The organism is Pseudomonas sp. 37 R 15 (assembly GCF_900004865.1).
Taxonomy (GTDB): Bacteria; Pseudomonadota; Gammaproteobacteria; order Pseudomonadales; family Pseudomonadaceae; genus Aquipseudomonas; species Aquipseudomonas fluorescens_AM.
This window is the reverse complement of sequence record NZ_CVTV01000051.1, coordinates 193,360-214,819: the sequence shown is the minus strand read 5'-3', so window position 1 is coordinate 214,819 and position 21,460 is coordinate 193,360. Positions and strand designations below refer to the sequence as shown.

Annotated in this window: 18 protein-coding genes and 2 tRNA genes; 2 read left to right on the top strand and 18 right to left on the bottom strand. The window is 58.3% G+C overall.

The window, feature by feature from the left end:
- Positions 1 to 9: 9 nt before the first annotated feature.
- From nusA to rlmE, 10 genes are all read right to left on the bottom strand, one after another.
- A complete protein-coding gene (nusA, locus tag BFQ04_RS19360) occupies positions 10 to 1,491 on the bottom strand; it encodes a transcription termination factor NusA (RefSeq protein ID WP_057725019.1) in 1,482 nt (493 codons plus the stop codon).
- A 47-nt stretch (positions 1,492 to 1,538) separates the two neighbouring features.
- Positions 1,539 to 1,997, bottom strand: coding sequence for a ribosome maturation factor RimP (rimP, locus tag BFQ04_RS19355; protein WP_003235029.1), 459 nt, complete (start codon positions 1,995 to 1,997; stop codon positions 1,539 to 1,541).
- Positions 1,998 to 2,137: 140 nt separating this feature from the next.
- Positions 2,138 to 2,214, bottom strand: a tRNA-Met gene (locus BFQ04_RS19350).
- Between the two features lie 96 nt (positions 2,215 to 2,310).
- Positions 2,311 to 2,396 (bottom strand) — tRNA-Leu (locus tag BFQ04_RS19345).
- A 21-nt stretch (positions 2,397 to 2,417) separates the two neighbouring features.
- On the bottom strand, positions 2,418 to 2,801 hold the full coding sequence (gene secG, locus BFQ04_RS19340; RefSeq protein WP_010206600.1) for a preprotein translocase subunit SecG: 384 nt from the start codon (positions 2,799 to 2,801) through the stop codon (positions 2,418 to 2,420).
- Positions 2,802 to 2,805: 4 nt separating this feature from the next.
- Positions 2,806 to 3,561 (bottom strand): triose-phosphate isomerase, encoded by a 756-nt coding sequence (gene tpiA, locus BFQ04_RS19335; RefSeq protein WP_065952179.1) that lies wholly within the window; start codon positions 3,559 to 3,561, stop codon positions 2,806 to 2,808.
- A 66-nt stretch (positions 3,562 to 3,627) separates the two neighbouring features.
- Positions 3,628 to 4,965 carry a phosphoglucosamine mutase gene (gene glmM / locus BFQ04_RS19330; RefSeq protein ID WP_065952178.1) on the bottom strand — a complete coding sequence of 446 codons (1,338 nt, stop codon included), beginning with the start codon at positions 4,963 to 4,965 and terminating at the stop codon, positions 3,628 to 3,630.
- Between the two features lie 16 nt (positions 4,966 to 4,981).
- On the bottom strand, positions 4,982 to 5,833 hold the full coding sequence (folP, locus tag BFQ04_RS19325) for a dihydropteroate synthase (RefSeq protein WP_065952177.1): 852 nt from the start codon (positions 5,831 to 5,833) through the stop codon (positions 4,982 to 4,984).
- A gap of 8 nt (positions 5,834 to 5,841) precedes the next feature.
- Complete coding sequence (ftsH, locus tag BFQ04_RS19320) at positions 5,842 to 7,752, bottom strand: ATP-dependent zinc metalloprotease FtsH (RefSeq protein ID WP_057725015.1); 1,911 nt, start codon at positions 7,750 to 7,752, stop codon at positions 5,842 to 5,844.
- Positions 7,753 to 7,952: 200 nt separating this feature from the next.
- The gene (gene rlmE, locus BFQ04_RS19315) at positions 7,953 to 8,603 is read right to left on the bottom strand and encodes a 23S rRNA (uridine(2552)-2'-O)-methyltransferase RlmE (RefSeq protein ID WP_065892263.1); all 651 of its coding nucleotides are present in this window, start codon (positions 8,601 to 8,603) and stop codon (positions 7,953 to 7,955) included.
- A gap of 106 nt (positions 8,604 to 8,709) precedes the next feature.
- Between rlmE and BFQ04_RS19310 the strand changes: the two genes are divergently transcribed.
- Positions 8,710 to 9,018 carry a YhbY family RNA-binding protein gene (locus BFQ04_RS19310; protein ID WP_003176146.1) on the top strand — a complete coding sequence of 103 codons (309 nt, stop codon included), beginning with the start codon at positions 8,710 to 8,712 and terminating at the stop codon, positions 9,016 to 9,018.
- A gap of 9 nt (positions 9,019 to 9,027) precedes the next feature.
- Here BFQ04_RS19310 and BFQ04_RS19305 read toward each other — a convergent pair whose 3' ends face one another.
- The 8 genes from BFQ04_RS19305 to grpE form a co-directional block, all read right to left on the bottom strand.
- Positions 9,028 to 9,432, bottom strand: coding sequence for an MFS transporter (locus tag BFQ04_RS19305; protein WP_065952176.1), 405 nt, complete (start codon positions 9,430 to 9,432; stop codon positions 9,028 to 9,030).
- A gap of 28 nt (positions 9,433 to 9,460) precedes the next feature.
- Positions 9,461 to 9,937: a transcription elongation factor GreA gene (greA, locus tag BFQ04_RS19300; protein ID WP_065952218.1), complete on the bottom strand. Its 477-nt coding sequence runs from the start codon at positions 9,935 to 9,937 to the stop codon at positions 9,461 to 9,463.
- Between the two features lie 2 nt (positions 9,938 to 9,939).
- On the bottom strand, positions 9,940 to 13,161 hold the full coding sequence (gene carB, locus BFQ04_RS19295; RefSeq protein WP_065883937.1) for a carbamoyl-phosphate synthase large subunit: 3,222 nt from the start codon (positions 13,159 to 13,161) through the stop codon (positions 9,940 to 9,942).
- Positions 13,162 to 13,266: 105 nt separating this feature from the next.
- Positions 13,267 to 14,403: a glutamine-hydrolyzing carbamoyl-phosphate synthase small subunit gene (gene carA, locus BFQ04_RS19290; RefSeq protein WP_065952175.1), complete on the bottom strand. Its 1,137-nt coding sequence runs from the start codon at positions 14,401 to 14,403 to the stop codon at positions 13,267 to 13,269.
- A 258-nt stretch (positions 14,404 to 14,661) separates the two neighbouring features.
- Positions 14,662 to 15,468 carry a 4-hydroxy-tetrahydrodipicolinate reductase gene (gene dapB / locus BFQ04_RS19285; RefSeq protein ID WP_065952174.1) on the bottom strand — a complete coding sequence of 269 codons (807 nt, stop codon included), beginning with the start codon at positions 15,466 to 15,468 and terminating at the stop codon, positions 14,662 to 14,664.
- A 10-nt stretch (positions 15,469 to 15,478) separates the two neighbouring features.
- A complete protein-coding gene (gene dnaJ / locus BFQ04_RS19280; RefSeq protein ID WP_065883934.1) occupies positions 15,479 to 16,603 on the bottom strand; it encodes a molecular chaperone DnaJ in 1,125 nt (374 codons plus the stop codon).
- A 318-nt stretch (positions 16,604 to 16,921) separates the two neighbouring features.
- Entirely contained in the window at positions 16,922 to 18,838 is a 1,917-nt protein-coding gene (gene dnaK / locus BFQ04_RS19275; RefSeq protein WP_065952173.1) for a molecular chaperone DnaK, read from the bottom strand.
- 102 nt (positions 18,839 to 18,940) lie between these two features.
- Positions 18,941 to 19,501 carry a nucleotide exchange factor GrpE gene (gene grpE / locus BFQ04_RS19270; RefSeq protein ID WP_065952172.1) on the bottom strand — a complete coding sequence of 187 codons (561 nt, stop codon included), beginning with the start codon at positions 19,499 to 19,501 and terminating at the stop codon, positions 18,941 to 18,943.
- Positions 19,502 to 19,755: 254 nt separating this feature from the next.
- On the opposite strand from grpE, the gene recN reads away from it, so the two are divergent.
- Positions 19,756 to 21,429 carry a DNA repair protein RecN gene (recN, locus tag BFQ04_RS19265; protein ID WP_065952171.1) on the top strand — a complete coding sequence of 558 codons (1,674 nt, stop codon included), beginning with the start codon at positions 19,756 to 19,758 and terminating at the stop codon, positions 21,427 to 21,429.
- The last annotated feature ends 31 nt before the right edge of the window (positions 21,430 to 21,460 follow it).

Below are 21,460 nucleotides of genomic sequence, written 5' to 3'. Positions count from 1 at the left end.
CGCGCCTAATTACTCGAACCAATGGGCTCGGGCGGCCATGATCAACTTGCCGGCACGATCTTCGTCAATGCCGTCGATGTCGAGCAGATCGTCAATAGACTGCTCGGCCAGGTCTTCGCGGGTAATTACGCCGCGCACCGCCAGTTCCATCGCCAAATCCTTGTCCATACCCTCAAGCGAGAGCAGGTCTTCGGCCGGATGGGCGTCTGCCAGCTTTTCCTCAGTAGCGATGGCTTTAGTCAACAAACGATCCTTGGCCCGAGCGCGAAGCTCGTTGACGGTGTCTTCGTCAAAGCCGTCGATGTTGAGCATTTCTTCCAACGGTACGTAGGCAATCTCTTCCAGGCTGGTGAAGCCTTCATCTACCAGCACCTGCGCCAGGTCTTCATCGACTTCCAGCTCTTCGATAAAGTTGCGCAGGATGTCACCGGTTTCAGCTTGCTGCTTAGCCTGGATGTCCGATTCGGTCATCACGTTCAGGGTCCAACCGGTCAGTTGGCTGGCCAGACGCACGTTCTGACCACCACGACCAATGGCCTGAGCCAGATTGTCTGCGCCAACGGCGATGTCCATTGCATGGGCATCTTCGTCAACGATAATTGCCGCCACTTCAGCCGGCGACATGGCGTTGATCACGAACTGCGCCGGGTTATCGTCCCACAGGACGATGTCCACACGCTCACCGCCCAATTCGCCCGACACTGCCTGGACGCGCGAACCGCGCATACCAATGCAAGCGCCCTGCGGGTCGATGCGTTTGTCCTTGGAGCGGACCGCGATCTTGGCGCGCGAACCCGGGTCGCGGGACGCAGCCATGACTTCGATCAGGCCTTCGGCGATTTCCGGCACTTCGATACGGAACAGCTCGATCAGCATTTCCGGCGCGGTACGCGACAGGATCAACTGAGGGCCGCGGTTCTCGGTGCGGATTTCCTTGAGCAGCGCACGCAAGCGCACGCCGACACGGAAAGTTTCGCGAGAGATGATGTCTTCACGGGCCAGCAACGCTTCGGCGTTGTTGCCCAGGTCGACGATCACGTTGTCGCGGGTCACTTTTTTCACGGTACCGGAGATGATTTCACCCAGGCGTTCGCGATAGGCGTCAACGACTTGAGCACGCTCGGCTTCGCGAACCTTCTGCACAATGACCTGTTTGGCGGTCTGTGCAGCGATACGGCCGAACTCGATCGATTCGATCTTTTCTTCGACGACATCACCGACGTTGGCGCCAGGGTGCGTTTGCGCAACCTTGCTTGGCCAGGTCTCAATCGCCGGATCATCAAGATCGGCTTCTTCGACGACCGTCCAGCGACGGAAAGTCTCATAGGCACCGGTGTGGCGGTTGATTTCCACACGCAGATCAACTTCATCTTCAAAACGCTTTTTGGTAGCAGTGGCCAGGGCCAGCTCCAGCGCTTCAAAAATCACGTTTGCCGGTACGCCTTTTTCATTGGATACCGACTCAACAACCAGCAGTACTTCTTTGCTCATCGTACGCCTCGCCTTTCGCAAGCCATTGGATCCGCGGGATCCGCGTCTCAGTCAAAACTGGGAATAATGTTGGCCTTGTCGATCATATCGATCGGCAACAGGAACTCATGGTCTTCTACCTGCACCACGACATCCTGCTCTTCTACACCGCGCAGAAGGCCCTGAAAGTTGCGTCGCCCTTCGAATGGGGAGCGCAGCTTGATCTTCACTTGTTCACCGGCAAATTTTGCAAACTGATCAATAGTGAACAGTGGGCGTTCCATGCCTGGCGAGGAAACTTCAAGGGTGTATTCAACGGAAATCGGATCTTCAACATCCAGGACACCGCTGATCTGACGGCTGACAATTGCACAATCGTCCACCAGCACGCCGCCCTCTTTATCGATATAAACGCGCAACATTGAGTGGCGACCTTGAGCCGAAAACTCAATACCCCAGCATTCATAGCCTAGGGCCACGACCACCGGGGCCAGCAAGGCCTGCAACTCTTCTAGCTTGCTCGACACCTGAACCCCCTCGTGCATGTATGTGCATGCTGTGCAAAATAAAAAAATGGGCGAAACGCCCATCCTTGAAACGCCGTCGAACAGCGGCGTTGAAAGTGTCCAGCTAACAAAAAGCCCCTTAAAAGGGGCTCCGCTAAAACTGGTTGCGGGGGCCGGATTTGAACCGACGACCTTCGGGTTATGAGCCCGACGAGCTACCAGACTGCTCCACCCCGCGACAAAGCTGGGGCGGAAGTATACGACCGATCCCTTACAGGGTCAATGTAACCTTCCACCTACAAGAAAGCCCGCAACAGCGGGCTCTCCTGATAATTGGTACCGAGAAGGGGACTCGAACCCCTACACCCTATGGGCACAACCACCTCAAGGTTGCGTGTCTACCAATTCCACCACCTCGGCAATACAGCGTTTACAACCTTCTTACTTCTGCTCTTGAGCTGGAGGCACGTCAGTCGCTGGAGTAGCCGACTTTTGCTCTTGAAGCACCGGGACATCATCAGAAGCCGGTTTTGCTTTTGGTACTTCCAACACTGCTGGGTTTGGCAAACCTACTTGAGTCAGCACATGAGCCTTCTCTTTAGCAAAGTAACCTAACCCCAAGCTGGTTATGAAGAAACCGGCGGCAAGTATAGCAGTAAACTTACTAAGAAAGGTAGAGGAACCTTGGCTTCCGAACACAGTATTTGAAGCACCTGCACCGAAAGACGCACCAGCATCCGCACCTTTACCCTGTTGCAACAAAACCAGGGCAACTACGCCCAGGGCAGCCAACAGATGAAAAACGACTACGACTGTTTCCAGCATTTTTTCAGTTTCCCGCGGCGCGACAGATCGCACCGAACTCATCTGCATTCAGGGAAGCTCCACCAATGAGCCCCCCATCGATATCCGGCATGCCGAACAGTTCGACCGCATTGGCCGCCTTCACGCTGCCGCCGTATAGAAGCCGCACACCTTGTGCGACTTCAGAATTCTCTGCCGCCAACTGGGCGCGGATGGCGGCGTGCACATCCTGCGCCTGTTGCGGTGTAGCAGTCAGCCCGGTACCAATGGCCCAGACCGGCTCGTAAGCGATTACTGCCTTTGCAAACGCACCAACACCCAGCTCCTCGATGATGCTGCCCAGCTGACGCGAGACAACTTCAAGCGTTTTGCCCGACTCGCGCTGCTCAAGGGTTTCCCCTATGCACAACACCGGAATCAAGCCACAAGCCTGTGCGGCGGCGAACTTGCGGTTGAGCGTCTGATCGCTCTCACCCATCAACTGGCGGCGCTCGGAGTGCCCAACAAGTACATAGGCACAACCCGCATCAACTAACTGACTCGGTGCAATCTCACCGGTCAACGCACCTTGGGCGGGCTCCACCGCAGAATTCTGCGCGCCGACCTGAATCGACTGACCTTCCAAGCCATCAACCACTTGGCCGATATGCAGGAAAGGCGGGAAAACCGCGACATCAACACCGCCAGGCAAGGCCAGGTGACGAAGGCCATTGATCAGCTCAGCGACACTGGCGCGGGTACCGTGCATCTTCCAGTTACCAGCTACCATCGTGCGACGCATGCTGTACCCCGTCGGTCAAAGTGGGCGCAGATGTTACCCAACCACATCATCACTGGCAAGCCGAATTCAGGCGCAAACTTCAGTTACCAGTTTTGCCAGGTCTTCGGCATGGCCGCGAACCTGTGTTTCGTCCTCGCCTTCGACCATGACACGCACCAGAGGCTCTGTGCCAGACTTGCGCAACAACACGCGCCCACGCCCAGCCATAGCCTGGGTTACACGCTCGCAAGCTTCCTTGACAGAGGGGTGCTCGATTGGATTTTCGCCACCGCCGAAACGCACATTGAGCAGCACCTGCGGGCACTTGCGCAGAGCCTGCCGCGCCTGCGCCAGGCTCTCTTCGCGACGACGCAAGGCCAGCAACACCTGCAGCGCGGCGATGATTGCGTCGCCTGTGGTGGTGTGCTGGAAGCAAACAACATGCCCCGAGTTTTCACCACCAATCACCCAGTTGCGTTCCAGCAACTCGGCGATCACGTAACGGTCACCGACATTGGCGCGAATGAAGGGAATCCCCAGTTCAGCCAACGCCAATTCAAGGCCCAGGTTACTCATCAGCGTACCGACGACACCCCCTTGCAGCCTGTTACGCTCATGCAAGTCACGGGCAATGATGAACAGCAGGTCATCACCATCCACGATCATGCCAGTGTGATCCACCATCAACACACGGTCGCCATCGCCGTCAAAGGCAATGCCCAAGTCTGCATGCTCGGCCAGAACCGCCGCCTGCAACTGCTCCATGTGCGTGGAACCGCAGTTGTCGTTGATGTTCAACCCGTTAGGCTGAGCCGACAGCACAGTGACTTGCGCACCGAGTTCCTTGAATACACTCGGCGCCACCTTGTACGTCGCTCCGTGGGCACAATCGACGACGATTTTCAGCCCGGCAAAATTGGTGCTGCTCGGCACGCTGCTCTTACAGAATTCGATGTAGCGACCGGAGGCGTCATTGATACGCGACACCTTGCCCAGTTTGCTGGACTCGACCACGGTCATAGGCGCATCCAGCAGCTCTTCGATCATCAGCTCGATCTCGTCCGGCAACTTGGTGCCCTGCCCCGAGAAAAACTTGATGCCATTGTCATCGTGCGGATTGTGCGAGGCACTGATCACGATACCGGCTTGAGCATGAAAGGTACGCGTCAGGTAGGCGATCGCCGGTGTGGGCATGGGGCCCAGCAGCATCACGTCGGCGCCCGCAGCGGACAACCCCGCTTCCAGCGCGGATTCAAACATGTAGCCCGAAATACGCGTGTCCTTGCCCACCAGGATGCGGCACGCACCCATGCTGCGGAACGCCATGCCTGCCGCCCAACCCAACTTGAGCATGAAATCAGGGGTAATCGGGTATTCGCCGACCCGACCACGGATACCGTCGGTGCCAAAATATTTTTTAGTCATGAGTGCTCCATCATTCTTATTCGGCTGATTCAACAGCGGCAATCATGCGCACCACGTCCACCGTCTCGGCGACATCATGCACACGCAAAATACGCGCGCCCTTGGTCATAGCAAGCGCAGCCAGCGCGAGGCCGCCAAACAAGCGCTCACCGACCGGGCGATTCAGGGCCTGCCCTATCATGCTCTTGCGCGAAACACCGACCAGAAGAGGCCGGCCAAGGGCGTGCAGGGCTTCCATATGCTTGAACAGGCTTAGATTATGTTGCAGGGTCTTGGCGAAGCCAAACCCCGGATCGAGAATGATCTTTTCAGCGCCAATACCCACTGACGCGCACTGGGCGATTCTGTCAGCAAGAAAGCTACTGACCTCGCCAACCAGGTCGTCGTAGTGCGGATTATCCTGCATATTGCCGGGTTCACCCAGCATATGCATCAGACACACGGGCAGGCCGGTCGCTGCAGCGGCGTCGAGGGCACCGTCACGCCGCAACGAACGCACATCATTAATCAGGCCCGCCCCCAAGCGTGCAGTTTCACGCATCACCGCTGGCGTTGACGTGTCCACCGAGATGATCACATCCAGCTCGCGCGCAATGCGCTCGACAATCGGCGCCACGCGCTCCAGTTCCTCCACAGGAGAAACAACGCGGGCACCCGGCCGAGTCGACTCGCCGCCGATATCGATCAACGTCGCGCCGGCAGCCACCATCGCCTGCGCATGACGCAACGCGGCATCCTGCTGGCTGAAGCGGCCGCCATCGGAAAACGAATCGGGAGTGACATTAAGAATGCCCATGACATGCGTATGGGCCAAATCAAGAACCCGGTTGCCGCAAGGCAACCGGGTGGAGGACGACGCAGAAATCATTTCAAACCTTAATGGTCAGCTGCCGGGCCGCCGATTGGAGCTTCAGGACGTTCATTCTGCACCACTGGCGGAGTGCCCGAGGTACCTGAACCACCTTCCCAATCGCGAGGCTCACGAGGCGTGCGCCCCGCCATGATGTCGTCGATCTGATCGGCATCAATGGTCTCGTATTTCATCAGCGCATCAGCCATCGCGTCCAGCTTGTCGCGGTTGTCGGTGAGGATCTGCTTGGCCGTGCCGTAGCATTGATCAATGATGCTGCGCACCTCGGAGTCGATCAGCTTGGCTGTCTCGCCCGAAAAACTGGCACTTTGACCGCCACCACCACGCCCCAGGAACACCTCGCCTTCTTCCTCGGCATACATCAAGGGACCGAGTTTTTCCGACAGGCCCCACTTGGTCACCATATTCCGTGCGATCTGGCTGGCGCGCATGATGTCGTTGGAAGCGCCGGTGGTGACACCGTCGAAGCCCAGCGTCATCTCTTCCGCAATCCGACCGCCGTACAGCGAACAGATCTGGCTGATCAGTGCGCGCTTGGAGAGGCTGTAACGATCCTCTTCCGGCAGGAACATCGTCACACCCAAGGCACGACCGCGCGGAATGATCGACACCTTGTAGACCGGGTCGTGCTCAGGCACAACCCGACCCACGATGGCGTGACCCGCTTCGTGATACGCAGTGTTCTGCTTTTCCTTCTCGGACATGACCATGGATTTGCGCTCGGCGCCCATCATGATCTTGTCCTTGGCCAACTCGAACTCTTTCATCTCAACGATGCGCTTGCCGGTACGGGCCGCGAACAACGAAGCCTCGTTGACCAGATTGGCCAGGTCAGCACCGGAGAAGCCTGGCGTACCACGGGCAATCACGGCCGGGGCCACGTCGTCGCCCATCGGCACTTTACGCATGTGTACTTTAAGGATCTGTTCGCGACCGCGGATGTCCGGCAAGCCCACCACCACCTGGCGGTCGAAACGGCCTGGACGCAGCAGCGCAGGGTCCAGTACATCCGGACGGTTGGTTGCGGCGATGACGATAATGCCGTCATTCATCTCGAAACCGTCCATCTCCACCAGCAATTGGTTGAGAGTCTGTTCACGCTCGTCATGACCGCCACCCATGCCGGCGCCACGATGGCGACCAACGGCATCGATTTCGTCAATGAAGATGATGCATGGCGCGTGCTTCTTGGCCTGTTCGAACATATCGCGAACACGGCTGGCACCGACACCGACGAACATCTCGACAAAGTCAGAACCGGAAATGGTAAAGAACGGCACCTTGGCTTCGCCGGCAATCGCCTTGGCCAGCAAGGTTTTACCGGTACCCGGCGGGCCGACCATCAGTACGCCACGAGGAATGCGCCCGCCCAGGCGCTGGAACTTGCCCGGATCACGCAGGAACTCGACCAGCTCACCCACTTCTTCCTTGGCTTCGTCGCAACCGGCGACATCAGCCAGGGTGGTTTTCACCTGGTCCTCGGAGAGCAGGCGTGCCTTGCTCTTGCCAAAGCTCATCGGCCCGCCCTTGCCTCCCGCGCCCCCTTGCATCTGGCGCATGAAGAACATGAACACGGCGATAATCACCAGGATCGGGAAGCTGGCCACCAGGAGCTGGGTCCAGATGCTCTGCTGCTCAGGCTGCTTGCCTTCCACAACGACCTTGTTGTCCACCAGGTCGCCGATCAGACCGTTGTCCTGAATGGCCGGACGAATGGTCTTGAAGCTGTCGCCATCAATACGCTTGCCGGTAATCACGTAGCCATCAACCGCTACGCGCTCGACCTTGCCATCCTTAACTTGCTGGATGAAGTCGGAATAGTTGAGGGTCTGCGGCTCGTTAGGGCTGGAGAAGTTGTTCATCACCGTCACCAGGACAGCCGCGATGATCAACCACAGGATCAGATTCTTTGCCATATCGTTCAATTAACTACCCTCTGAAGCAAGCTCCGCTACTGGCGCGCGCTTCGCATGATATTCACCGGCCTAACTTACTACATTACCTACAACACTGGCAGGCGCCGTCTGTAACCCTTTGTGAAACTTTGACTACACAATAATCGTAAAGCTTCATGACGAAAGCGATATAAAAAAACCTATCGCCCTCCTCGAATCTCTCAAAAACGCTCTTCGCTCGCCGCGCCTTCAACGCCGCGAAAGCCGCGGCAGAGCAGGTATTGCTCCCGAGACCTGTCCCGGGAAGAGTCAGGCTTGCGTGTTTGCACCTTATCGAACAGCTTGCGGATGTTCTTGTGGTACTCGTCAAACCCTTCGCCCTGGAAGACTTTCACCAGGAAATCACCACCAGGACGCAGTACCCGACCCGCCAGATCCAGCGCCAGTTCACACAGGAACATGGCACGCGGCATATCGACGGCCGGTAATCCACTCATATTGGGGGCCATGTCGGAAATCACAAGGTCTACCTGCGAATTTCCCACCGCCTCAAGAATCTCTGCGAGCACGGTGTCCTGGGTGAAATCACCATGAACAAAGGTCACATCCGGGATGCTGTCCATCTCCAGGATGTCTGAAGCGATCAAGCGGCCCTGCCCACCAATCAGACGACTGGTCACCTGGGACCAGCCACCCGGGGCCGCGCCCAGGTCAATAACGCTCATGCCAGGGCGAATCAATTTGTCCTTGTCCTGGATCTCCAGCAACTTGTAGCTGGCCCGGGAACGGTAGCCGTCCTTCTGCGCCTTTTTGACGTAAGGATCGTTGAAATGCTCTTGTAGCCATTTAAGGCTGGTTTTGGAACGGGCCACGGGCCACCTCGAAAAATAAAACGGGTCGTGATTAACTGGGCGGTCCCGGACTCGCTCGGGTAAACTGGCCGCCGCTTTTTACAAGATCAGACGCAGGGGTCAGATTATGCCGCTCACTCAAGAGCAGAAGAAACAGTACAAATCCATTGGCCACCATCTGAAACCAGTTCTGATTGTGGCAGACAACGGTTTGACTGAAGGTGTGTTAGCCGAATTCGAACGCGCACTCAATGATCATGAACTGATCAAGATCAAGGTCAATATCCTTGATCGCGAAGCGCGCCTGGCCGCCGTTGCAGAACTGTGCAAGGTGGGCAAGGCGGACCTGGTCCAGGTTATCGGCAAGATGGCGCTGCTGTACCGCAAGAACTTCAGCGTCAACAAGCAACTGTCGAACGTTCATCGCTTCAAATGATGACAAGGGTCAGGGGCGTGCTTCGCGCGCCCCGCCACTCCATCCCGGTGCGGGCTGTACAACCAGCACCAGGCCGGAGAACCCTAGCACAAGATAGCTGAATAGCTGCCAGCGCAACGCTTGCGGCAGCCAGACATGCACAACGCAATACATTGCACACGCATACAGCGCCATCAGTAGCAGTTGGCCGCGAATATCCCGCCACAAACTCCCCAAGCCTTCGGCCCTGACCAGCACCCATGCCTGGAGCGTCACGCACGCCGCCGCAAAAGCCACCAGCAACGTACTGAGCAATCCGTCAATCTCATCGATCAGCAGCGGTGCCAGGCCAATCACACCCAGCACCGGCAACACGCCAATGTGCAACAACCACAGGCCACCCACCCAAAGCATCTGGGAAAGCTGCCAAAGCATGGCGCCCGCACGAAGCGGGCGCCGTCTTTCAGATGTGACGAACTTCGACAATCTCGTACTCGATCACGCCGCTCGGCGTTTTCACGGCAACCACGTCGCCCTCTTCCTTGGCAATCAAGGCACGGGCAATCGGTGAGCCGACAGAGATCTTGCCTTTCTTGAAGTCAGCCTCGTCCTCGCCCACGATCTGGTAGGTCACGCTTTCATCGGTCTCGACGTTGGCGATTTCCACGGTCGTGCCAAAAATCACCTTGCCGGTATGCGGGATGGTCGTGACGTCGATGATCACCGCATTCTGCATGCGGCCTTCGATATCACGGATCCGCGCCTCGACCATACCCTGCTGCTCGCGAGCCGCGTGGTATTCGGCGTTTTCCTTCAAGTCACCCAACTCGCGGGCCGTACCGATGTCCTGGCTCAGCTTTGGACGTACGACTTTGGTCAGATGGGCGTGCTCCTCTTCCAGGGCGCGAGCGCCCTGAACGGTCATCGGGTATTTGGTTATGCTCATGCCTTCAATCCTGCGTGTAGATCCTGCAAGCGACGCACGGTCTTTTCCGGACCGAACTTGAGCGCTTCGCAGATGGCTTCGCCAGCAGCAATGGTGGTGGTGCAATAGATCTTGTGCTGCAAGGCATTACGACGAATGGAGTAGGAGTCCGCGATCGACTGGCGACCTTCGGTGGTGTTGATGATCAGGGTGACTTCGTCATTCTTGATCATGTCGACCACGTGCGGACGGCCCTCCGTCACTTTGTTCACGCGGCGTACTTTCAGGCCGGCCGCTTCGATCAGCTTGGCGGTCCCGGCGGTAGCCACGACTTCAAAGCCCAAGTTGATCAGATCACGGGCCACACCCGCAACCAGTGGCTTGTCGTCATCGCGCACGCTGATAAACGCAGTACCGCCGGTCGGCAGCACTTCGCTGGCGCCCATCTGGGCCTTGGCGAAGGCTTCGCCGAAGGTGTCGCCCACGCCCATCACTTCACCGGTGGACTTCATTTCCGGGCCCAGGATCGGGTCCACACCAGGGAATTTGGCGAAGGGGAACACCGCCTCTTTCACGCTGTAGAAGTTCGGAATGATTTCCTTGGTGAAGCCGATTTCCTTCAGGGTCTTACCGGCCATTACGCGCGCAGCGATCATGGCCAGGGACACACCGATGCACTTGGACACGAACGGCACGGTACGCGAAGCGCGCGGGTTGACTTCGATGACGTAGATGTCTTCGCCTTGCAGCGCCAACTGCACGTTCATCAGGCCGACCACACCCAGCTCCAGGGCCATTTTCTTGACCTGTTCGCGCATCTCGTCCTGGATGTGCGCCGGCAGCGAGTACGGCGGCAGCGAGCACGCGGAGTCACCGGAGTGAACGCCCGCCTGTTCGATGTGCTGCATGATCGCGCCGATCACTACATCGGTACCGTCGCACACCGCGTCCACGTCCATTTCGATGGCGCAGTTGAGGAAGTGGTCGAGCAGCACCGGGCTGTCGTTGGAAACTTTCACCGCGTCACGCAGGTAGCGCTTGAGCTCTTCTTCTTCGTAGACGATTTCCATCGCGCGGCCGCCCAGTACGTAGGACGGACGCACCACCAGCGGGTAGCCGATCTTGCTGGCTGCGCGGATGGCTTCGTCTTCGCTGCGCACGGTGGCGTTCGGCGGCTGACGCAGGTTAAGGCGCTCGACCATCTGCTGGAAGCGCTCACGGTCTTCTGCACGGTCGATGGCATCCGGGCTGGTGCCGATGATCGGCACGCCGGCGGCTTCCAGGGCACGCGCCAGTTTCAACGGGGTTTGGCCGCCGTACTGGACGATCACGCCTTTTGGTTTCTCGACGCGGCAGATTTCCAGTACGTCTTCCAGTGTCACCGGCTCGAAGTACAGACGGTCGGACGTGTCGTAGTCAGTGGAAACCGTTTCCGGGTTGCAGTTGACCATGATGGTCTCGTAGCCGTCTTCGCGCAGGGCGAGAGCGGCGTGAACGCAGCAATAGTCGAACTCGATGCCCTGGCCGATACGGTTCGGACCGCCACCCAGAATGATGATCTTGTCGCGGCCTGACGGCGCGGCTTCACACTCTTCCTCATAGGTGGAGTACATGTACGCAGTGTCGGTGGCGAACTCGGCGGCGCAGGTGTCAACGCGCTTGTAGACCGGGAAGATGTCCAGCTTGTGGCGATGAGTACGCAGGTTCTTTTCGGTGACACCCAGCAACTTGGCCAGACGCTGGTCGGAGAAGCCCTTGCGCTTGAGGCGGAACATCAGGTCGCGGTCGATGGACGACAGGCCAAGGGTCTTGACCTTCTCTTCTTCCTTGATCAGGTCTTCGATCTGCACCAGGAACCACGGGTCGATCATGTTCATGCCGAAAATATCTTCGACGCTCAGGCCGGCACGGAAGGCGTCAGCCACGTACCAGATACGCTCGGCGCCTGGCACGGTCAGCTCGCGCTTGAGGATGCTCATGCTTTCCGGGTTGCTCAGGTCGAGCTTCTCGTCCAGGCCGCAAACGCCGACTTCCAGGCCGCGCAGGGCTTTCTGCAGGGACTCCTGGAACGTGCGGCCGATGGCCATGACTTCACCGACCGACTTCATCTGAGTGGTCAGGCGCGCATCGGCCTTGGCGAATTTTTCGAAGGCAAAACGCGGCAGCTTGGTCACAACGTAGTCGATAGACGGCTCGAAAGACGCCGGCATGGCGCCGCCCGTGATTTCGTTTTGCAACTCGTCCAGGGTGTAACCGATCGCCAGCTTGGCAGCGATACGCGCAATCGGGAAGCCGGTCGCTTTCGAGGCCAGCGCCGAAGAACGCGATACACGCGGGTTCATCTCGATCACGACCATGCGGCCTGTGTCCGGGCAGATACCGAACTGAACGTTGGAACCACCGGTTTCAACGCCGATTTCACGCAATACCGCCAACGAGGCGTTACGCATGATCTGGTATTCCTTGTCCGTCAGGGTCTGCGCCGGCGCAACGGTGATCGAGTCACCAGTGTGCACGCCCATCGGGTCGAAGTTTTCGATGGAGCAGACGATGATGCAGTTGTCCTTTTTATCGCGGACAACCTCCATCTCGTACTCTTTCCAGCCGATCAGGGATTCGTCGATCAGCAGCTCTTTGGTCGGAGACAGGTCCAGGCCACGGGCGCAGATCTCTTCGAATTCTTCGCGGTTGTAAGCAATGCCACCACCGGTGCCGCCCATGGTGAAGGACGGACGGATAATGCAGGGGAAGCCCAGCTTTTCGAGAACCGCGTTGGCCTCTTCCATGCTGTGGGCGATACCGGAGCGCGGGCAGTCAAGGCCGATGGACTTCATCGCCTTGTCGAAACGCGAACGGTCTTCCGCCTTGTCGATGGTGTCCGCGTTCGCACCGATCATCTCGACGCCGAACTTTTCCAGGACGCCTTCGCGCTCCAGGTCCAGGGCGCAGTTCAGCGCGGTCTGGCCGCCCATGGTTGGCAACAGCGCGTCCGGACGCTCTTTTTCGATGATCTTGGCCACGGTCTGCCATTTGATCGGTTCGATGTAGGTGGCGTCGGCCATGGCCGGGTCGGTCATGATGGTGGCCGGGTTGGAGTTCACCAGGATGACGCGGTAGCCCTCCTCGCGCAGGGCTTTACAGGCCTGGGCGCCGGAGTAGTCGAATTCGCAGGCCTGGCCGATCACGATCGGGCCAGCGCCGAGAATCAGGATGCTTTTTATGTCTGTACGTTTTGGCATGGGTTTGTCACTCAAATCCGCAGGTCAGTCGGCAAGCCGTCTTGAACATTCTTTGAAGAACCTGCGGGGGCCACCGAAGTTCGGGGCCACCCGCAGGCCGCTCAGTCAGCGTCGCTTGGCCATCTCATTGATGAAACGGTCGAACAGCGGCGCTACGTCGTTCGGGCCCGGGCTGGCTTCAGGGTGACCCTGGAAGCTGAACGCGCTCTTGTCGGTGCGCTCGATGCCTTGCAGGGAGCCGTCGAACAGCGACTTGTGAATAGCGCGCACGTTCGAAGGCAGGCTCGCTTCATCCACCGCAAAACCGTGGTTCTGGCTGGTAATCATGACAACGCCGGTGTCCAGGTCCTGCACGGGATGGTTGGCACCGTGGTGACCGTGGCCCATTTTCAGGGTCTTGGCGCCCGAGGCCAGGGCCAGCAACTGGTGGCCGAGGCAGATACCGAATACCGGAATCTCGGTTTCCAGCACGTCCTTGATCGCCTGGATGGCGTAGTCGCATGGCTCGGGGTCACCAGGGCCGTTGGACAGGAACACGCCGTCCGGTTGCAGGGCGAGTACATCGCTGGCCGGGGTTTGCGCCGGCACCACGGTCACGCGGCAGCCGCGCTCAACCAGCATGCGCAGGATGTTGTACTTGACGCCGTAGTCGTAGGCCACAACGTGATAAGGCAGCTCAGCGGCATCGATAGTCGCGTGGCTGTCGGTCTTCAGGTCCCAGACAGTGGAACGCCATTCGTACTTCTCTTTGACGCTGACGACTTTCGCCAGGTCCATGCCCTTCAGGCCAGGGAACCCTTGCGCTGCGGCAATCGCCGCCTCTTCGGAGATATTCTCACCGACCATGATGCAGCCGTTCTGCGAGCCTTTTTCACGCAGGATGCGCGTGAGGCGGCGCGTATCGATACCGGCGATCGCCACAACGTTGTTGGCTTTCAGGTAATCGGACAGCGACATCGTGTTACGCCAGTTGCTCGCAACCAGTGGCAGGTCACGAATCACCAGACCTGCCGACCAGACACGATCAGACTCGGCGTCTTCCGGTGTAGTACCGGTGTTGCCGATGTGCGGATAGGTCAGGGTAACGATCTGCTGGGCGTAGGAAGGATCGGTAAGGATTTCCTGATAGCCGGTCATGGCGGTGTTGAACACCACCTCACCAACGGTTTGACCGTCGGCTCCAATGGCTTCGCCGCGAAAAATGCTGCCATCAGCAAGGGCGAGTATGGCTGGCTTAGTCAAGAAGACCTCCCGTAAATAAAGCCTGAAAGGGCGATCGCAGGTTGCAAAAAAGCGGAGTGACGTATGGACACGTCACCCCGCTTCTTCACTGAATTATTCTGCGCGCTTTTAGTGGACACACTAAAGCTGTAGCTTACAGAAAAAGGCTTTTTTGGTCCACCGCTAATGAGCCTGAAAGGCAGGGGAATGCGACAGGGCGTCGCTTAGCGGGTAAAACGGGGCCCAAGCATAAGCTTGAGGCCCTGTTTAAGCTACCGATTAGTGCAGGTCGAGCACATCACGCATGTCGTACAGACCAGGCTCGCGCCCCTCCAACCAGAGCGCAGCACGCACCGCGCCCTTGGCGAACGTCATTCGGCTGGACGCCTTGTGCGTGATTTCCAGGCGCTCGCCTTCAGTGGCAAACAGCACAGTGTGATCACCGACCACATCACCACCGCGCACAGTGGCAAATCCAATGGTGTCGCGCGCACGGGCACCGGTATGCCCTTCACGGCCATACACCGCCACTTTCGACAGGTCACGCCCCAACGCATCAGCGATGGCCTCGCCCATCCGCAAGGCAGTCCCGGACGGCGCATCGATCTTGTGACGATGATGGGTTTCGATAATTTCGATATCCGCTTCATCGCCCAATACACGAGCCGCCATGTCCAGCAACTTGAGGGAAAGATTCACGCCCACGCTGAAGTTCGCTGCAAAGACGATCGGGATATCCTTGCCCGCCTGAGCCAGTAACTGCTTCTGCTCAACCGTCAAACCGGTGGTACCGATCACCATCGCCTTGCCTGCCTTACGGCAGAACGCCAGGTTTTCCAGCATCACCTCCGGCAGCGTGAAATCGATCAACACGTCGAACTCGTCGGCCACCTGCCCCAGGTGACCGGACAACGAAACGCCAATACGGCCCAGCGAAGCCAACTCACCCGCATCTGCACCGATCAACGTGCTGCCCGGACGAACGATCGCCGCAGTCAGCCCGGACGCCGGCGAGCGCTGCTGCACGGCTTCGACCAGCGTTTTGCCCATGCGCCCGGCAGCGCCCATTACGGCTATACGTCGCATACTCAATTCCTTACAGGTCGCCGAAGAAGCGCTTCACGCCATCGAAAAAACCCGTGGTTTTTGGCGAATGGGAGTCATCACCTTCCAACGAACTGCGGAACTCTTCAAGGAGCTCACGCTGACGGCGATTCAGGTTGACGGGCGTTTCTACCGCCACACGACACATCAGGTCGCCTGCCCCACCACCGCGCACCGGCGCGACGCCTTTGCCACGGATACGGAACTGCTTGCCGGTCTGCGTGCCCTCTGGAATCTTGAGCTTGACCCGACCGTCCAGCGTCGGAATTTCCAGCTCTCCACCCAGGGCCGCATCGACAAAGCTGATCGGCACTTCACAGAACAGATGCTTGCCATCGCGCTGGAAGATCGAGTGCTCGCGCACATTGATCACCACATACAGGTCACCCGTAGGCCCACCTTGAGTACCCGCTTCCCCTTCACCCGACAGACGAATGCGGTCACCGGTATCCACGCCCGCCGGCACTTTCACCGACAGCGTCTTGTACTCTTCGACACGACCTTCGCCATGGCAGGAATCGCACGGGTCGGAAATGATCTTGCCCTGGCCATGGCAACGCGGGCAGGTTTGCTGCACCGAGAAGAAGCCCTGCTGCATCCGAACCTGGCCGATACCGCCGCAGGTCGGGCAGGTGATTGGCGAAGAGCCCTTTTTGGCACCCGAGCCGTCGCACGGTTTGCAGTTGACCAGCGTCGGTACACGGATGTTGACGCTGGTGCCGCGCACGGCTTCTTCCAGGTTCAGCTCCAGGGTATAGCGCAGGTCGCTGCCACGCTGGGCCCCGCCACGCTGACCACCACGGCCACCGCCAAAGAAATCACTGAACACATCACCGAAAATATCGGAGAAGTTCTGGCCACCAAAACCGGCACCGCCGCCGCCCATGCTCGGGTCGACACCGGCATGGCCATACTGGTCGTAGGCTGCACGCTTGTTGGGATCAGACAGACATTCGTAGGCCTCATTGGCCTCTTTGAACATTTCTTCGGATTCTTTGCTATCCGGATTACGGTCCGGGTGGTGCTTCATCGCCAGGCGACGGTAAGCCTTTTTCAGGTCCGCCTCGCTAGCCCCGCGCTCCACACCCAATACTTCGTAATAGTCACGCTTTGCCATAAGTCTTTGCACTCTTAAGGACGTTCAGCCAGACCCTCCTGAGCCTCGCCAAACTCGTTGAGCCCCAATGCAGGCCCGGACCCAACTCACGTCAATTCAACGATCCTGGTCATTACTACTTTTTAGCCGGCCACCCGACTAAAAACGCGGCATTTACTGCTCGGAAAGCAGGAGCATTCCCGACCACACCGCCAGCACCCGAACGCTGTCGCATACTGTAAAAATTCGCATACCCCAGACACGCCAACGCGGGAGCAAGCTCCCGCGCGGCGACATCCTACCAGTCACCGCTTGTGAGCGGTCAACCGGGCGACCAAGTTACTTCTGGTCTTTGACTTCTTCGAACTCGGCATCGACAACATCATCGTGCTTGGTTTCAGGCTCTGCTTGCTGCGCAGCACCTTCAGCCGGCTGGCCTTGTTCGGCGTACATTTTCTGAGCCACTGGTGCGGAAACCTTCGACAGCTCCTCAACCTTGGCTTCGATAGCGGCCTTGTCATCGCCTTTGATAGCGGCTTCCAGGGCAACCACAGCGGCTTCGATTGCAGCTTTCTCTTCGGCACTCACCTTGTCGCCAGCATCAGCGACCATTTTGCGCGTCGAGTGAACCAGCGCATCACCCTGGTTACGGGCGCCAGCCAACTCGGCAAACTTGGCATCCGCATCAGCATTGGCTTCAGCATCACGAATCATCTGTTGAATTTCTTCATCAGACAGGCCGGAGTTGGCCTTGATGGTGATCTTCTGCTCTTTGCCGGTAGCCTTGTCTTTCGCGCCAACGTGCAGGATGCCGTTGGCGTCGATATCGAAGGTCACTTCGATTTGCGGCACGCCACGTGGTGCTGGTGGAATCTCGGCCAAGTCGAACTTGCCCAGGGATTTGTTCTGCGCAGCTTGCTTACGCTCGCCTTGCAGCACGTGAATGGTCACGGCGCCCTGGTTATCGTCGGCAGTCGAAAACACCTGGGATTTCTTGGTAGGAATCGTGGTGTTTTTCTCGATCAGCGCAGTCATCACGCCGCCCATGGTTTCGATACCCAGGGTCAGAGGGCTCACGTCCAGCAGCAACACGTCTTTCACGTCACCGGCCAATACCGCGCCCTGGATGGCAGCACCCATGGCGACCGCTTCGTCCGGGTTCACGTCTTTACGTGCTTCTTTACCGAAGAACTCGGTGACTTTCTGCTGTACCAGCGGCATACGCGTCTGACCACCGACCAGGATCACGTCGTTGATCGCGCCAACGTCGATACCGGCGTCTTTCAATGCGATGCGGCATGGCTCGATGGTGCGCTGAACCAGGTCTTCAACCAGTGCTTCCAACTTGGCGCGAGAGATCTTCACGTTCAAGTGCTTAGGACCGGTAGCATCTGCAGTGATATACGGCAGGTTCACGTCGGTGGACATGCTCGACGACAGTTCGATCTTGGCTTTCTCGGCGGCTTCTTTCAGGCGCTGCATCGCCAGCGGGTCACCCTTGAGGTTCATGCCGCTTTCTTTCTTGAATTCGTCAACGAGGTAGTCGATCAGACGGATGTCGAAGTCTTCACCACCCAGGAATGTGTCGCCGTTGGTGGCCAACACTTCGAACTGGTGCTCGCCGTCAACTTCAGCGATCTCGATGACGGAGACGTCGAAAGTACCACCACCCAAGTCATAAACGATCACAGTGTGGTCGCCTTTGGCCTTGTCCATACCGTAGGCCAGGGCGGCCGCGGTGGGTTCGTTGATGATACGTTTTACGTCCAGGCCGGCGATGCGGCCGGCATCTTTGGTCGCCTGGCGCTGGCTGTCGTTGAAGTAGGCCGGAACGGTGATCACCGCTTCGGTCACGGTTTCACCGAGGTAATCTTCGGCAGTCTTCTTCATCTTTTTCAAGACTTCAGCCGAGATCTGCGGCGCAGACATCTTGTTGCCGTTTACTTCAACCCAGGCGTCACCGTTGTCGGCCTTGGCGATTTTGTAAGGCACCATCTTGATGTCTTTCTGTACGACTTCTTCGTCGAACTTACGACCGATCAGACGCTTTACCGCGTACAGGGTGTTGTGCGGGTTGGTAACGGCCTGACGCTTGGCCGACTGACCGACCAGGATCTCGCCGTCGTTGGCGTAAGCGATGATCGACGGCGTGGTACGCGCGCCTTCAGCGTTTTCGATAACTTTGGCCTTGCCGTTTTCCATGACCGAGACGCACGAGTTGGTGGTCCCCAGGTCGATACCGATAATTTTGCCCATGATTCACTCTCCCGAAACTTGAATTTGGATGCCGCAGCAGTTGTGGCTAACTGCGGTAGCACTTAAACGCTTGACTTATAGATGGGGGCCTTGCGGCGGATTTCAAGCCTGCTCATCAATAGAAGGCGAAACGGGTGCGGGCGCCTTGCTCACCACCACCATCGCCGGACGCAACAAGCGACCGTTAAGCAGATAACCCTTCTGGAATACCTTCAATACGCTGTTGGGCTCCAGGTCGTGGCTTTCCTGCATCGCCATCGCCTGGTGGTGCTCTGCGTTGAACGGCTCACCGCCTAGTGGATTGATGGCTTCCAACTGATAACGCTTCAGGGTGTCCTGGAACATTTTCAGGGTCAGTTCGATCCCTTCGCGCATCGGGCGGATGTTTTCGTCATCCGGATTGGACAGTTCAAGGCCACGCTCCAGGCTGTCGATAATCGGCAGCAGGTCGTTGGCGAATTTTTCCAATGCGAATTTGTGAGCCTTTTCTACGTCCTGCTCGGCACGGCGGCGGACGTTCTGCAGATCGGCGGCAACACGCAACGACTGATCCTGCGCTGCGGCCAACTGCTCTTCGAGCACTTGCACACGAGTCCCCAGCTCATCACCGGCAGCCGAATTGGCGTCTGGCGTTTGCGTATCCTGCGTCTGTTCGTCAGCCATAGATTTCTCCTTTCAAAATCATGCGCGAACTCAACTCGCGCTTCTGTTCCGGTATATGGGGCCACAATTTTCAGGTTCAAGGGTGCAGGGGTTACCAAAAGTCTTTCGTATGTCTCGGATCATTTCCTGCCTGTACATGCCTAATTGAGCTAAAAAAAACCATTGATCAAGCAAATCGAGCTAAGCGCCAGGATTGTCAGCCTCAGATAAAACACTGTATAAATAACCAGACCTAAAGCCTGGGAGCGACCTTCATGCTCGTGCACCTGTCCGTACATAACTACGCCATCGTTGAACATCTGGATCTCGAACTGGATCGCGGCATGAGCGTAATCACAGGCGAGACCGGCGCCGGCAAGTCGATCATGCTCGACGCCCTGGGCCTGACGCTCGGGGACCGCGCCGACAGTGGCGTGGTACGCCCCGGCGCCGACAAGGCCGACATCCTGGCCACCTTCGACCTGGCGGATATTCCCGAGGCGGAGGCCTGGCTGGCCGAGCGCGACCTCAATAATGAAGGGCCGTGCATTCTGCGCCGGGTCATCACCGCCGAAGGACGCTCACGCGGTTACATCAACGGCACGCCCTGCCCCCTTGGCGACTTGAAAGCCCTGGGTGAACTGCTGATTGATATCCACAGCCAGCATGAGCACCAGTCCCTACTGAAAACCGACACCCATCGCCGCCTGCTCGACGAGTACGCCGGCGCCACCGACCTTGCTCGCCAGGTTCACCTGGCCGCCCACCGCTGGCGCCAGACACGCCAGGAACTGGAACGTCTTTCCAACTCCGGCGACGAGCAACGTGCTCGCCACCAATTGCTCAGCTATCAACTCGAAGAGCTTGAAAGCCTGGGCCTGGGCGAGACCGAACTGGAACAGCTTGAACAGGAACACAAAAACCTGACCAACGCCGAGACGCTGCTGGGTATCTGTCGCCAAGTGATTGAGCAATGCAGCGAAAGTGATTCCGGCAATGTGCTCAACGCACTGACGGCAAGCCTTAATCGCCTGTCCAGCGTGACTAACGCCTCCGGCTCACTGAGTGAGGCCACTACCCTGCTGACCAGCGCGCAGATCCAGGTAGAGGAGGCGGTAGGTGAGCTGAACCGCTTCCTGGATCATTTCGATGCCGACCCGGCGCGCCTGCAGGAAATAGAAGAGCGCCTGGACACTATCTACACCCTGGCGCGCAAACATCGCATCCAGCCAACCGAAGTGGCGGCGATGCAGCAAAAGCTGCTGGATGAAATCGAAACCTTGAACGCGAACGACGAGTCCATTGAGCGCCTCGGCGAAGAACTCGCCTCCTTCGCCCGCCATTATCAGGAAAAAGCTCGCGAGCTGAGCGACCTTCGCCAGCAAGCCGCCACCCGCCTGGCCGATGCCGTGGAGCAGGAAATCCAGCGGCTGGGCATGCCCGGTGGCCGCTTCACCATCCAGTTGCACGCCAATACCAGCCATGAACTGCAACCCCAAGGACTGGAACAGGTGGAGTTGCTGGTCAGCGCCAACCCGGGGCAACCGCTCAAGGCCCTGGCAAAAGTCGCCTCCGGCGGCGAGCTTTCACGGATCAGCCTGGCGATCCAGGTCATCACTGCGCAAACCTCACGTGTACCGACCCTGGTATTCGATGAGGTGGACGTAGGCATTGGCGGGCCGACTGCCGAGATTGTTGGCCAGTTGTTGCGACGCCTGGGCGATCGGGGCCAGGTGCTTACGGTGACCCACTTACCGCAAGTGGCGGCCCAAGGGCATCAGCACTTGTTCGTGCACAAGGTGCGAGGCAGCGAAGCGACGCGCACGGCCGTGTCCAAGCTGAACAAGTCGGAGCGCGTGGAGGAAGTGGCGCGGATGCTCGGCGGTATTGATTTGACCAAGGAGTCCCTGGCGCATGCGAAGAAGATGGTCGTAGCGGCGAAGGCTTGAAGCGAGCATTTTCCTTCTTATATAAAGCACG

Excerpts from the sequence above, each read along its gene's own strand:
- nusA (WP_057725019.1), bottom strand. The coding sequence starts at position 1,491 with ATGAGCAAAGAAGTACTGCTGGTTGTTGAGTCGGTATCCAATGAAAAA.
- secG (WP_010206600.1), bottom strand. The coding sequence starts at position 2,801 with ATGCTGGAAACAGTCGTAGTCGTTTTTCATCTGTTGGCTGCCCTGGGC.
- tpiA (WP_065952179.1), bottom strand. The coding sequence starts at position 3,561 with ATGCGTCGCACGATGGTAGCTGGTAACTGGAAGATGCACGGTACCCGC.
- glmM (WP_065952178.1), bottom strand. The coding sequence starts at position 4,965 with ATGACTAAAAAATATTTTGGCACCGACGGTATCCGTGGTCGGGTCGGC.
- folP (WP_065952177.1), bottom strand. The coding sequence starts at position 5,833 with ATGATTTCTGCGTCGTCCTCCACCCGGTTGCCTTGCGGCAACCGGGTT.
- ftsH (WP_057725015.1), bottom strand. The coding sequence starts at position 7,752 with ATGGCAAAGAATCTGATCCTGTGGTTGATCATCGCGGCTGTCCTGGTG.
- BFQ04_RS19310 (WP_003176146.1), top strand. The coding sequence starts at position 8,710 with ATGCCGCTCACTCAAGAGCAGAAGAAACAGTACAAATCCATTGGCCAC.
- BFQ04_RS19305 (WP_065952176.1), bottom strand. The coding sequence starts at position 9,432 with ATGCTTTGGCAGCTTTCCCAGATGCTTTGGGTGGGTGGCCTGTGGTTG.
- carB (WP_065883937.1), bottom strand. The coding sequence starts at position 13,161 with ATGCCAAAACGTACAGACATAAAAAGCATCCTGATTCTCGGCGCTGGC.
- dapB (WP_065952174.1), bottom strand. The coding sequence starts at position 15,468 with ATGCGACGTATAGCCGTAATGGGCGCTGCCGGGCGCATGGGCAAAACG.
- dnaJ (WP_065883934.1), bottom strand. The coding sequence starts at position 16,603 with ATGGCAAAGCGTGACTATTACGAAGTATTGGGTGTGGAGCGCGGGGCT.
- dnaK (WP_065952173.1), bottom strand. The coding sequence starts at position 18,838 with ATGGGCAAAATTATCGGTATCGACCTGGGGACCACCAACTCGTGCGTC.
- grpE (WP_065952172.1), bottom strand. The coding sequence starts at position 19,501 with ATGGCTGACGAACAGACGCAGGATACGCAAACGCCAGACGCCAATTCG.
- recN (WP_065952171.1), top strand. The coding sequence starts at position 19,756 with ATGCTCGTGCACCTGTCCGTACATAACTACGCCATCGTTGAACATCTG.